Source organism: Luteibacter sp. CQ10 (assembly GCF_040900725.1).
Lineage (GTDB): Bacteria > Pseudomonadota > Gammaproteobacteria > Xanthomonadales > Rhodanobacteraceae > Luteibacter.
Map to the genome: position 1 here is coordinate 24260 of NZ_JAEUYM010000001.1, position 13038 is coordinate 37297.

Here is a 13038-nt window from a genome sequence, read left to right on the forward strand (position 1 = left end):
GCCGGTGGTATGGCATATCCGGGTGGTCCGGTAACATAACGGTCATATTTTCCCCGGTACCCCCAGGCAACCCCATGTTTTCACTTCAGACGATCTTCGGTAAGGGCGACAAGTTCTACGGTCTGCTCGAGGCCAGCGCCGAGGCCGCGCGCGAGAGCGCGCGCGCCATGCACGAACTGGTCACCCAGACCGACCGCCGACCGGTCATGGCGGCTTTCGCGGCCGCGCGGGCCCGGGAGAAGGCGCTGCATGGGCAGATCGGCGAGGAACTGGTCAACACCTTCGTCACCGCGCTCGACCGCGAGGACATCGAGGCGCTGAACTCGGCCCTCTACAAGATCCCCAAGACCATCGAGAAGTTCGCCGAGCGCTACGTGATCGTGGCCGAACGCCTGCCGGGTATCGATTTCGGCCAGCGCGCGGCCCTGCTCGAACGCGCCGCCGACGTCGTGGTGTCGATGATCGGCCAGTTGCGCCACGGCCTGAAGATCGATCCGGTGAAAAAGCTGCGCGACCAGCTCCAGGCGCTGGAATCGGAAGCCGACCGCCTGCTGCTCGATCCCTACCGTTCCCTGTACGCCGAGGGCTCCGATCCCATCCGGGCGGTGCTCGCGAAGGATCTCTTCGAGCTGGTGGAGAAGGCAGTCGACAAGTGCCGCGACGTCGGCAACGTCGTCTATTCCATCGTGCTCAAGAACTCCTGACGGCGGGCGCCCCATGAGCATGGTTCTCGCGGTCGTCCTGATCGCCCTCGCTTTCACCTACATCAACGGCTTCCACGACACGGCCAATTCCATTGCCACCGTGGTCGCCACCAAGGTGCTCACGCCCGGCCAGGCGGTGCTGCTGGCGGCGGTCACCAACCTCGCCGGCGCGCTCTGGGGCACGGCCGTGGCCGCCACCATCGCCTCGGGCCTGATCGACACGGGCGTGGTCGAGGTGGGGTCGCACCTGCTGATCAGCGCGCTGCTCGGCGCCACCATCTGGAACCTCATCACCTGGTGGCTGGGCCTGCCGTCCAGCTCCAGCCACGCCCTGGTGGGCGGCCTGTGCGGTGCCGCGCTGGCGGCGTCCGACGGCAACCTGCACGCCATCATCTGGTGGCAGGGTGGGGCCCATTGGTGGCTGGGCAAGGGCGTGCTGCCCAAGGTGATCGTGCCGATGATCGTCTCGCCGTTCCTCGGCTTCGTGATCGGCTTCCTGATCATGGGCGGCCTGTACGCGCTGCTTGGCTTCTTTTCCAGTCGCCGGGGCTTCCTGCATCGGCTGGGCCGCACGCCGTTCGTCAACAGTTTCTTCGGCAAGGCGCAGATCGTGTCCGCCAGCGCGATGGGCCTGTCGCATGGCATGAACGACGCGCAGAAGAGCATGGGCATCATCGCCCTGGCCCTGGCCGGCGCCACGGCGGCGGGGCAGTTCGACCAGCTCCCGGCGTTCCTGCATTTCCTGCGCATCCCGCACGATCCCTCGGCGGCCGGCGGTTTTCCGATCCCGGTCTGGGTGAAGGTGGTCTGCGCGTTGACCATGGCCGCGGGCACGGCCGGCGGCGGCTGGCGGATCATCAAGACGCTCGGCCACAAGATGGTCAAGCTGCATCCGATCAACGGCTTCGCCGCCGAAGGCAGTTCGGCGGCCGTGATCCTCACCGCCTCGGTGCTCGGCGTGCCGGTGTCCACCACGCACAACGTGTCCGCGTCGATCATGGGCGTGGGGGCGGCCAAGCGATTCAACGCGATTCGCTGGTCGGTGGTGGAGCGGATGGTGTGGGCGTGGATTCTCACGCTGCCGATCACGGCGGGGATCGGCTATGGGTTGGTGAAGCTGGGGAGCCTGCTGTTCTGATCACCACCATTCGCCGATGAATCGGCTCCTACTGCTATGTAGGAGCCGATTCATCGGCGATCACTACAGCGCGTCCGCTTCCCCGTTGACCACCTGCTCCAACTGATCCCCGGTTGCCCCCAGCGCCTCGATCAACCGCGCCAGCTCCGGCTCGTCGAGGTAGTCGTAAGGCCGGTTCTCGCATAAATGCAGGTAGGGCGATCCGTCGAGGTCGGCCTCGGCGAGGTACCCCGTGCGCTGTTCCCAGTTGAAGCGAAGGCAACGCCGGGCATCGACCCCCGCCAGCGGCCCGATGGGCGTGGACAGTCGCAGGTAGCGCTGGCCGTCGTCGTCCTCCAGTTCCGCCAGGTAAATTCCCTGGTGGCGTCCATCGGGGAGCTCCAGGTCGAAACTGATCAGGTATGGCTCGTTCTGCCGCAGCCGGTGAATGCCGCCGAGATGGGAGCGAATGGCCTCGAAATGGCGCATGGTGGGGGCGGGTCCGTCGGTCGGGCTTCCGATGGTACGCTCAGCCCGTCCATACGGCATGCACATTCCGACCATGAACGATGAACTCGACGAAGACGAGGCCCGAGAAGAGCGGGCTCGGCGGATTCTCGACGCGGTGGCCGCCATTCCACGCGGGCGGGTGGCCAGTTACGGCGCTATTGCCGCCCGGGCGGGATACCCGGGGCGCGCGCGGCTGATCGGCCGGGTGCTGGGCGATGCGCCCAACCGGCCCGACCTGCCGTGGTATCGCGTGTTGCGCGCGGACGGCCGTATCGGCATTCCCGCCGGCACGCGCGGCTTTCGTGAGCAATGCCGCCTTCTCAAGGCCGAAGGCGTGACGGTGAAGGATGGTCGCGTGCCGATGAGTGCCTTCGGCCTGGATCATGACCTCGACCGCGCCATCTGGAGCTGGGACTAGCGATATTCGACGACGACGGCGCGCCATGCGCCGGGTCGGGTACGCGTCATCGCATAGTCGAGGAGGTGGCTGCGCCATGTCCGTCGTGCCACGTGCGCGTCGAGCGTGCTCACCGTGGCGCCCATGCGCTCGGTGGTCTGCACGATGTGGCCGGCGAAGCGCGCGGTACCGGTGGTCGCCGTCTGGGCCGAGACCGGTGCCGCGAGGCAGAGGACTAACGAGATCGACAGTACTGGCTTCATGAGGGGTTTCCGTGAAGAAAACGTATGAAAATCCGACCGTTGGGACGCGCTAACGGACTCGGCTCCATTAACTGCCCACCGCGAAGCCTTGGCAAGGGAGCTGGCCGAATATCGCTGTAGGCATCCGGCTTTCCGCGCTCCGTCGTCGTCGAGGCGGCATCACGGTTTGTTAGCATGGGTGGATGCAGTCCTCCGCCCTCGATCTCCTTCATTCCGTATTCGGTTATCCCGCGTTCCGCGGCCAGCAGCAGGCGATCGTCGAAGAGGTGGCCGCGGGGCGCGACGCCCTCGTGCTGATGCCGACCGGCGGCGGCAAGTCGCTGTGCTACCAGATTCCCGCGCTCATGCGTTACGGCACCGGCATCGTCGTGTCGCCCCTCATCGCGTTGATGCAGGATCAGGTCGATGCGCTGCTCGAAGCGGGCGTCAAGGCGCGCTATCTCAATTCGAGCCTCGACGCCGTCACCCAGCGCGAGGTCGAGGACCTGCTCATGGCGGGCGAACTCGACATGCTCTACGTGGCGCCCGAGCGTCTCCTGACGGGGCGCTTCCTCGCCTTGCTCGATCGCATTCCCATCGCGCTTTTCGCGATCGACGAGGCGCACTGCGTGTCGCAATGGGGGCACGATTTCCGCCCCGAGTATCGCGAGCTGACGCTGCTGCACGAGCGCTTTCCCGAGGTGCCGCGCATCGCGCTGACCGCCACGGCCGACGAACGTACGCGGGAAGAGATCGTCGAGCGCCTGGGGCTGCACGAGGCACGTCGCTTCGTATCGAGTTTCGATCGCCCCAACATCCGCTATCGCGTGGCGCCACGCGACAATCCGCGTCGGCAGCTGCTCGACTTCCTCGACGCGCATCGGGGCGAGGCCGGCATCGTGTATTGCCTGAGCCGGCGCAAGGTCGACGAAACCGCGGCCTGGCTCGCCGAGTCCGGCGTGGAGGCGTTGCCTTACCACGCCGGCCTGGACGCCGACACGCGCATGCGCCACCAGCAACGGTTCCTCCGCGAGGATGCCGTCGTGATGGTGGCGACGGTGGCCTTCGGCATGGGTATCGACAAGCCCGACGTACGCTTCGTGGCGCACCTCGACCTGCCCCGCAGCATGGAAGGCTATTACCAGGAAACCGGTCGCGCGGGACGCGACGGCCTGCCCGCCGAAGCCTGGATGGTCTACGGCCTCGGTGACGTGGTGACGATGAGCCAGATGATTTCGCAGTCCGAATCGGGCGACGACCGCAAGCGCATCGAGCGGCTCAAGCTCGACGCCCTGCTCGGTTATGCGGAGGCCACGCGCTGCCGCCGTCAGTTGCTGCTCGAGGCGTTCGGCGAGGTGTATGCCGAACCATGCGGCAACTGCGACAACTGCCTCGTGCCGCCGAAGACCTGGGATGCCACGGTCGCCGCGCAGAAGGCGATGTCGTGCATCTATCGCAGCGGCCAGCGTTTCGGTGCGGGCCACCTCATCGATATCCTGCGCGGCGAGACGAGCGAGCGCGTGCGCGAGCTGGGCCACGACCGGCTCAGCGTCTTTGGCGTGGGCACCGACATGGATGCCACGCAGTGGCGCTCGGTCTTCCGCCAGTTACTGGCGGCCGGCCTGGTCGAGGCCGATCCCGAGGGATATGGCACGTTGCGCCTGTCCGCGCTGAGCGGGCCGGTGCTCAAGGGCGAGCGTAGGGTGTCCCTGCGCGAGGACGCCCGTCCCGTACGCGGGCGCCGTTCGTCGCGGCCTTCGCCGGCGGTGGCGGGTGCGTCGCTGGGCATCGAGGCCGTGGAGCAACCGTTGTGGAACGAGCTGCGCCGCGTTCGCGCCGAACTGGCCAAGCAGCATGGCGTGCCCGCTTACGTCATCTTCCACGATGCCACCTTGCTGGCGATGCTGCGTGCGCTGCCGCAGGATGAGGATGAGCTGGGATCGATCAGTGGCGTCGGTGAGAACAAGCTCAAGCGGTACGGCAAGGATTTTCTGGCGGTGCTGACGGCGGCCGAGTGAGATGGCTCCGATCGTTCGCCGATACGATCGGCTCCCACCCCTTCGGTAGGTGATTTCCTGCCACGGGGTGGGGCGGACCGTGTCTGCGGAAACTGCGGAGCCGCTGGCCCAAATGACTGGATTGAGATAATTCGCAAAAGCTTGCGTCACGGCAGTTCGACCCCCAAACATCGTAGAGCGATCCAGGGAGCCCTCATGCACGACGCCACGCCACTCATCGCCACCATCGTCGGTGGACTCGTCCTTGCCTTCGTCTTCGGTGCCATCGCGCATCGCCTTCGTCTTCCCGTACTGGCCGGTTATCTGCTCGCCGGCGTCGTCGCGGGACCTTTCACGCCGGGTTACGTGGCCGATGCGCACATCGCGCAGGAACTGGCCGACCTGGGCGTGATCCTCCTGATGTTCGGCGTGGGCCTGCATTTTTCGCTGAAAGACCTGCTCGCGGTGAAATCCATCTCGATCCCCGGTGCCGCCGGGCAGATGGGCGTGGCCACCGGCATGGGCATGCTGCTGGGCTGGGCGCTCGGCTGGCCGCCCGCGCAGGGGTTCGTATTCGGCCTCGCGCTGTCGGTGGCAAGCACGGTGGTGTTGCTGCGCGCGATGGAGGAACGCCGGCTTCTCGACAGCGACCGCGGGCGTATCGCCGTGGGCTGGTTGATCGTCGAAGACCTCGCGATGGTGCTGGCGCTGGTGCTGCTTCCGGCCATCGGTGGTTTCCTCGGCGCCGAGCAGGGCACGGCGGCACCCTCCGCCGGCGAGTTGCTGGGCACCGTGGCCTGGACCATCGGCAAGGTGGTGCTGTTCGTCGCCGTGATGCTGGTGATCGGCAAGCGCGTCATTCCGTGGACCTTGCAGGCCGTGTCGGCCAGCGGATCGCGTGAGCTGTTCCGCCTGGCCGTGCTCGCCATTGCGCTGGGCGTGGCGTTCGGCGCGGCGCACCTGTTCGACGTCTCGTTCGAACTGGGCGCCTTCTTCGCCGGCATGATGATGGGCGAGTCCAAGCTGTCCCAGCGCGCGGCCGAGGAAACCCTGCCGTTGCGCGACGCGTTCGCCGTGCTGTTCTTCGTCTCCATCGGCATGCTCTTCAACCCCGGTGTGGTCGTGCAGCACCCGTGGATCGTGCTGGCGGCGTGCCTGATCATCATCGTGGGCAAATCGGCCGCCGCCTATGCCATCGTGCGCGCGTTCGGCCGGCCGCCGAAGACCGCGCTCACCATCGCGACGAGCCTGGCGCAGATCGGCGAGTTCTCCTTCATCCTCGCGGGCCTGGGCGTTTCGCTCGGTCTGTTGAGCGAGCAGGCGCGCGACGTGCTGCTCGCCGCGGCCATCGTCTCCATCCTCGTCAACCCGCTGCTCTTCGTCGCGCTCGACCGCTGGGTGGCCAGGCACGACGCCGATGCACCGGAGGAGCATCCCGACGTGCGGGGGCATACGGTACTGGTCGGCTTCGGCCGGGTGGGGCGCCGCGTGTTCGCCGAACTGAGTGCGGCGGGCACGCCGATCCTGGTGATCGAGACCGACGAAGATGCCGTGCGCGAGCTTCGCGACAGCGGCAAGGCGGAGGTGGTCATCGGCAATGCCGCCGCGGCGCTGGTGTTGGCCGAGGCCCATCTGGCCTCCGCACGCGCGCTGATCGTGGCGGTGCCCGATCCCTTCGAGGGCGGCCAGGTCGTGCGTGCGGCGCGTGCGCTGCGCGCCGACCTGCCGATCGTGGCGCGCGCGCATTCGCAGGAATGCATGGGGCACCTGTCGGGACTGGGCGCGAGTGAGGTCGTGTACGGCGAGGAAGAGCTGGCGCGGCGGATGGTGGAGATGGCGTTTCCGGTGCCGGTGGCGGCTTCGCATCATTGAGAGCCGCATGAATTCCCGGCGAAAACCCTTCTCGCGGCGCCGGGTTCCTGCGTGCGCAGGAACGACGTGAGGTTGTTTTACGCGTCGCGGTCAATCGTTCGGCCCGTCGTTCCTGCGCACGCAGGAACCCGGCGCCGGGCACGCGGTCGAGCGATACCGCGACCTACGGACACATCCACCTAACGTCGCCATCGTTAGATTTTCGCCGGTTGGCCCTGACCCAAGAGGACACGATGGCCCCCCGGATCGAAGACTACGCGATGATCGGCAACTGCCGCAGCGCCGCCCTGGTATCGCGCGACGGATCGATCGACTGGCTTTGCCTGCCCCGGTTCGATGCCGCGGCCTGCTTCGCGGCACTGCTGGGCGACGAAGACCATGGTTGCTGGCAGCTCGCCCCCTCCGACGGCGAGGCCCGGTCCCGTCGCGAGTACATCGACGGCAGCCTCGTGCTGCTCACCGAATGGCAGACCGCCACCGGAAGCGCGAGGGTCACCGACTTCATGCCCTTCGCGGGCGACCAGGTCGGCGTCACGCGGATCGTCGAGGGTATCGAGGGGCGGGTGGATTTCGAAACCCTGCTGCGCATCCGCTTCGACTACGGCAACGCCGTGCCCTGGGTGAGCCGCATCGACGACGACACCCTCACCGCCGTCGCCGGCCCCGACCTCGTCGTCGTGCGCAGCACCGTGCCCCTGGAAGGGGAGAACATGCATAGCGTGGCGCGCTTCGCGGTATCGGCCGGGGAAGCGGCGACGTTCACGATGACCTGGGGGCCCTCGCACCTCGCTCCGCCCGACGCCATCGACCCCCGCGCCGCGCTGGAGCAGTCCCTCGCCTTCTGGGAGGACTGGTCGGGCCGCTGCCTCGGCATGGGCGAATGGACCGACATCGTCCGCCGTTCGCTGGTGGTGCTGAAAGGACTGAGTTACCTGCCCACCGGCGGCATCGTCGCCGCGCCCACCACCTCGTTGCCCGAATGGATCGGCGGCGAGCGCAACTGGGATTACCGCTACTGCTGGGCGCGCGACGCGACTTTCGTACTGTCCGCGCTGGTCAACGCGGGCTACCACGACGAAGCCAGCGCGTGGCGCGACTGGGTGCGTCGCGCCGTGGCCGGCTCCCCGGGGCAATTGCAGGTGCTCTACGGGCTCGCGGGCGAGCGGCGACTGGAGGAATACGAACTGACCTGGCTGCCCGGCTACGAAGGCTCCCGTCCCGTCCGCGTGGGCAATGCCGCCTCGTCGCAGTTCCAGCTCGACATCTTCGGCGAACTGGTGGGCGCCTTCGCGCACGCGGTGCGCCATGGCGTGGCCCTGCAACCGGAAGCCGACGGCGTACAGGAGGTATTCCTCGATCACCTCGCCAGCATCTGGCGCGAACCCGATGAAGGCATCTGGGAGATTCGCGGCGAGCCCCGCCACTTCGTGCATTCCAAGGTGATGGCCTGGCTGGCCTTCCAGCGAGCCTCCGAACAGCCGCGGGAGGAAGGCTCTCCGTTGTCGAGGCGCTGGCGCGGGATCGCCGACGAGATCCGCGCGGATATCCTCGCCAAGGGCGTCGATCCGGAGCGGGGTTGCCTCGTGCAGTCGTACGGTTCGACGGAGGTCGACGCGAGCCTGCTGCTGGTCACCCTCACCGATTTCCTGCCACCGGACGATCCGCGTGTCGCGGCCACCGTTCGCGCGGTCGAGAAAGACCTGCTCGTCGACGGCTTCGTGCTTCGCTACGACACGCGCAGCGGCGTGGACGGACTGCCGCCGGGCGAGGGGCAGTTCCTGCCGTGCAGCTTCTGGCTCGTGGAGAATTACGTGCTGCTGGGCCGCATGGACGAGGCGCGCGAGCTCTTCGTCCGGCTCGTCGGGCTGACGAACGACCTCGGATTGCTCGCGGAGGAGTACGATCCGGTTTCGAAGCGCCTGCTGGGCAATTTCCCCCAGGCCTTTTCGCACGTCGCGCTGGTCAACGCCGCCTATAGCCTGGCGCGTCGAAGCAGTGCCACGGCGGATATGCATGTCAGTCCAGAATCCACCTTGAACCAGCCTTCTCCAGGAGTTCGTGCATGAGCCAAGCCACCGCCAAGCGCATCAGTTCGCGCGCCCATCCGGCCGATCCGTGTACCGTCGTGATCTTCGGCGCGGCCGGCGACCTGACCAGCCGCCTCGTGGTACCGGCCCTCTACAACATGCGTCGCACGGGGCTGTTGTCCGACAACTTCGCCGTCGTCGGCTTCAACCACGGCAAGATGACCGACAACGCCTGGCGCAACAGCCTGCGCACGGCGCTGGAGCGCTACGTGGGCACCAGCGGCCGCAAGCTCGACGAAGAGGCCTGGGACTGGCTCAGTGGGCAGATGACCTATCACGCCGGCGATTTCGACGATAAGCAGGCCTTCCAGAGCCTGTCGGTGAAGCTGGGCGAGATCGAACGCAAGCGCGGCACCCAGGGGAACGTGCTCTTCTACCTCGCCACGCCGGAACGCTTCTTCGGCGACGTGATCGAGAAGCTGCAGGAGGCCGGACTGGTGGACGACGGCGGCGCCGACGGCCGTTTCTGGCGCCGCGTCATCATCGAAAAGCCGTTCGGCCACGATCTCGCCTCGGCGCGCGCGCTCAACGAACGCATCCTCAAGGTGCTGCGCGAGGACCAGGTCTACCGCATCGACCACTTCCTCGGGAAGGAGACGGTGCAGAACATCATGGCCTTCCGTTTCGCCAACGGCCTGTTCGAGCCCATCTGGAACCGCGACCGCATCGACCACGTGCAGATCACCGTGGCCGAGACGGTGGGCGTGGAGCGTCGCGGCACGTTCTACGAGCAGACCGGCGCCCTGCGCGACATGGTGCCCAACCATCTCTTCCAGTTGCTGGCGATGGTGGCGATGGAGCCTCCCTCCTCGTTCGATGCCGAAGCCGTGCGCACGCGCAAGGCCGAGGTGATCGAGGCGATCCGACCCGTGCAGCCGGAGGATGCCGTGCGCGGCCAGTACGGCCCCGGTGCGGTCAACGGCGAGCTGGCCACCACGTACCGCGAGGAGCCCGACGTGGCGCCCGATTCGGTGACCGAGACCTTCGTGGCGATGAAGCTTTCCATCGACACCTGGCGCTGGTCGGGCGTGCCGTTCTACCTGCGCACGGGCAAGCACATGGGCCGCCGCACCACGGAGATCGCCATCCGTTTCAAATCGGCGCCGTTCGCCCCGTTCCGCGGCACGGGAATGGATGCGTTCGGACCGGACTGGCTGGTGTTGCAGATCCAGCCCGACGAGGGCATCTCGTTGCAGTTCGACGTGAAGCGTCCCGGCCCGCGCGTGGAACTCGCGCCCGTGCGCATGGATTTCAAGTACGCCGACTGGTTCCGCGCCGAGCCGAACGTGGGCTACGAAACGCTGCTGTACGACTGCATGACCGGCGACGCCACGCTGTTCCAGCGCGCGGACATGGTCGAGGCGTGCTGGCGCGCCGTGCAGCCGATCCTCGACGAATGGGCGCAGCGCTTGCCGGCCGACTTTCCCAACTACGCCTCGGGCAGCGCCGGTCCGGCCTCGTCCGATACCTTGCTCGCCATGGGCGGGCGTTCGTGGCGTCCACTGAATTCGTCGAGCGAGCCGTTGGCCCGTAAGCCGGCGCGCACCAAGGCCGAGGCCACGCCGTCGACTGCCGCGGATGCCCCGCGCGCCACGGCGACGAAGGGCGCGCCGAAGAAGGGTGCGGTTCGCCGCGCGGCGAGCAGGAAGGTGGCGGCGAAGACGGCTTCCGCCCGCAAGGTCGCGACCAAGACGACGGCCACGCGGAAAACGGCTGCGAAGAAGACGGCGGCAAAGAAGACGGCGACGAAGAAGACGGCCGCCCGTCGGAAGCCGGCGACCCGTCCGCGCGGCAGGTAAATCGTCGGCCGGGTGGTGAACGAGGGGCCTCGCTTCGGCGAGGCCCCTTTTTTTTTTTTATCGCTCAGTGGTCGTGTTTGTCTTCGTGCGCGGGCGGGCGATGCTCGTCATGGTGAGGTGCCGGCCGGGACGCCGGGTGCTGTTCCGGTCGAGCTTCCACGTGGGGCTGCGCGCGGGGTTCCGTACGCGGTTCCATGTGCGGCTGCGAACGCGGTTCCATGTGCTGCTCCATGTGTGGCTGCGTCTGCGGTTCCATGTGCGATTCCACGCGTGGCTCCGCCCGCGGTTCCATCCGCGGTTCCGCGCGGTGCGTCAGGCCAGGGTCCGTCGGCGGCGGGGTATGCTGGGCCAGGTGCGTGTCCCTGGGCGGCATGCGGACATCGTCGCGGGTTTCCTGTCGCGGCGGCGCGGCGGGCGTCGGCAAGGGTCGGTCATGGTGCTGCGCCGTCGCGGGGTCGAATGCGTGCGGCCTGCCGGGTTCCATCGGTCGACCAGTGTCCAGGGCGCGTGCTTCCTGCGGCCGGGGCGGCTCGTTCGCGGCGTGGGCTGCTGCCGCCGCTCGCTCGGCGCCGGGCGGCGGCAGCGCTGGGCGTCCGTTAGGCGCGGTGGCATGCATCATGGCCGGGCTGAAGTTCGGACGCTGCATGTGCGCGAAATCCACGGCCCGTGGTGCGGCGGCAGGGGGCGCGAAGCGGCCCGGTCCCGGGGCGGGAGCACCTCGGTCGAATGTGTTGTGCACCGAAACATTGCCGAAGTCGTGCCGGTTGTCGATGTGCACGGAACGGTCGATGTGGGTGTACCGGTTGATCACGGTGGTGCGGTTCACCACGTAAGGATGGTTGTCGTAGACCACGGCCGGCCGCCCGTAGCCGCCGCCGCGCGGACCGCCCCAGGAGGTCTGCCAGGCATTCCAGCCCCAGGGGTGGTCGTGGTGCCCGTGCGCGAACAGTTCGCCCACCAGCACGCCCGCCCCGAACGAGAGCAGCCCGGTCGCGACGAGGTCGCCCCGGGTCGGTCCCGGTTCGTACCAGCGCTCGGTGGTGTAGACGCGCGAATAGACCGGCTCGCCGTAGACGACGTCGGGATCGTAGCTGGGCACGTAGACGACATCCGGCTGGGTCGGTTCGATCTCGATGGTCTGGGCCGGCGGATCGACCACGCGGCGTTCGTCGACGACGGTCGTGGGTTCGGTGGTCTCCGTCACGCGTACCGTCTGCTGGGGCGTATCGCGCAGCGAACCGTGGGCGCGGGCACGCTGGCGCATCACCTGGATCGCGTTGAGCACGTCCGTCGGTTCGGCCGCGTAGGCCGCGCCCAGCGCGGCGGTCCAGTCGTCATGGCTGTCCAGCTGGTCGACCACCGCGGGAAATGCCACCAGCGCCTTGACGCTCGGATCCCAGGGTTCGTCGGCGGCGGCGGCATCGATCAGCGCCGAGCCGCTGAGGTTGCGGTGGTCTTCGAGAAATCCGCGCGCCGCGTGCACGTCGTCGGGATGGGTGGAAGCGGCGAGTGTCAGCGCGACGAGCTTGTCGGGAAACAAGGCGATGGGCGAGACCAACGCGTAGAGTTGATCCGCGGTCGGCGGTTGGTAGGCCGCCGCGGGCTGTTCCGCCGTGGCGGCGGATGCCGGTGGCGGCGCAGCCGCTTCGTCCGTCGGCGCCTGGCGCTGGCAACCCGCCAGCAGGCCGAGCGTCGCGACCGATAGCGCGGTCATCAGGAAAATATCCTTCGGAAGGTACTTCATGGGGCCTCTCGTCCAGGGTCGCCTGCGTGGCGCCAATGTCGTTTTCGGCGCGTGACTGGGCGCTGTCTCGAGCCGCAAGGCCTTGCGCTGTAATCCATCGGTTTAACCGCGGTTGGGGAGGGCGCCCCCGACGCGTGTTTGACACCTCGCAAGCGGCCGCATCTTGCTGCGATGCAGCAATAAACCGCTCACCGACCGATCCATCGTGTCGTGCTGCGCCAGTGGGACCCAAAGCCCCTGTCATCAAGGGCTTAAGCGGAGTTCCGGACAAAATCGAACGCTACTGGATCGATCCAAATGTTCCAGTCAATTTCTGCACTGCACTATTTTGGTATTCCTGCGTTATCCATATAAATCATGAACTTGCGGAAGTTTGTCTATCCTTGGATCGAGTTAAAAATCAGTTGACAACGTTGTCAACTCATCCAAGAATCCGCCAGTAACACGGTATGCCGTGATCGCGCGCGATTCCCCGTCAAGGGCGCGCGAAAGTGAAGAAGGGCACTAAAAGACCCCAACGAAGCGAACGTCCGACGCTGGCCCATGGCCAGCGCGGTCCCGTTCGCTCG

The 13038-nt window shown here is 67.2% G+C and carries 10 protein-coding genes; 7 read left to right on the forward strand and 3 right to left on the reverse strand.

From position 1 onward, the window contains the following. Window positions 1-74: 74 nt before the first annotated feature. Both JNG39_RS00135 and JNG39_RS00140 read left to right on the forward strand, forming a co-directional pair. On the forward strand, window positions 75-704 hold the full coding sequence (locus JNG39_RS00135; protein WP_247373331.1) for a DUF47 domain-containing protein: 630 nt from the start codon (window positions 75-77) through the stop codon (window positions 702-704). Window positions 705-717: 13 nt separating this feature from the next. After that, complete coding sequence (locus JNG39_RS00140) at window positions 718-1842, forward strand: anion permease (protein ID WP_368308966.1); 1125 nt, start codon at window positions 718-720, stop codon at window positions 1840-1842. 63 nt (window positions 1843-1905) lie between these two features. Here the strand turns inward: JNG39_RS00140 and JNG39_RS00145 are convergent, their stop codons facing one another. Next, window positions 1906-2310: a hypothetical protein gene (locus JNG39_RS00145; protein ID WP_368308967.1), complete on the reverse strand. Its 405-nt coding sequence runs from the start codon at window positions 2308-2310 to the stop codon at window positions 1906-1908. A gap of 73 nt (window positions 2311-2383) precedes the next feature. Here JNG39_RS00145 and JNG39_RS00150 point away from each other — a divergent pair, with 73 nt between their 5' ends. Next, window positions 2384-2749 carry an MGMT family protein gene (locus JNG39_RS00150; RefSeq protein ID WP_368308968.1) on the forward strand — a complete coding sequence of 122 codons (366 nt, stop codon included), beginning with the start codon at window positions 2384-2386 and terminating at the stop codon, window positions 2747-2749. On the opposite strand, the gene JNG39_RS00155 is transcribed toward JNG39_RS00150, so the two are convergent. After that, a complete protein-coding gene (locus JNG39_RS00155; protein WP_368308969.1) occupies window positions 2746-2991 on the reverse strand; it encodes a hypothetical protein in 246 nt (81 codons plus the stop codon). The genes JNG39_RS00150 and JNG39_RS00155 overlap by 4 nt on opposite strands. A 182-nt stretch (window positions 2992-3173) precedes the next feature. Between JNG39_RS00155 and recQ the strand changes: the two genes are divergently transcribed. The 4 genes from recQ (at window position 3174) to zwf (ending at window position 10725) form a co-directional block, all read left to right on the forward strand. Further along, window positions 3174-4988: a DNA helicase RecQ gene (recQ, locus tag JNG39_RS00160; RefSeq protein WP_368308970.1), complete on the forward strand. Its 1815-nt coding sequence runs from the start codon at window positions 3174-3176 to the stop codon at window positions 4986-4988. 195 nt (window positions 4989-5183) lie between these two features. Beyond that, window positions 5184-6839, forward strand: a complete 1656-nt coding sequence (gene ybaL / locus JNG39_RS00165; RefSeq protein ID WP_368308971.1) for a YbaL family putative K(+) efflux transporter — start codon at window positions 5184-5186, stop codon at window positions 6837-6839. A gap of 233 nt (window positions 6840-7072) precedes the next feature. Further along, complete coding sequence (locus tag JNG39_RS00170) at window positions 7073-8905, forward strand: glycoside hydrolase family 15 protein (RefSeq protein ID WP_368308972.1); 1833 nt, start codon at window positions 7073-7075, stop codon at window positions 8903-8905. Beyond that, complete coding sequence (gene zwf / locus JNG39_RS00175; protein WP_368308974.1) at window positions 8902-10725, forward strand: glucose-6-phosphate dehydrogenase; 1824 nt, start codon at window positions 8902-8904, stop codon at window positions 10723-10725. The genes JNG39_RS00170 and zwf overlap by 4 nt, the downstream gene beginning before the upstream one ends. A 64-nt stretch (window positions 10726-10789) precedes the next feature. Here zwf and JNG39_RS00180 read toward each other — a convergent pair whose 3' ends face one another. Beyond that, the gene (locus JNG39_RS00180; protein WP_368308975.1) at window positions 10790-12469 is read right to left on the reverse strand and encodes a DUF3300 domain-containing protein; all 1680 of its coding nucleotides are present in this window, start codon (window positions 12467-12469) and stop codon (window positions 10790-10792) included. Window positions 12470-13038: the final 569 nt, after the last annotated feature.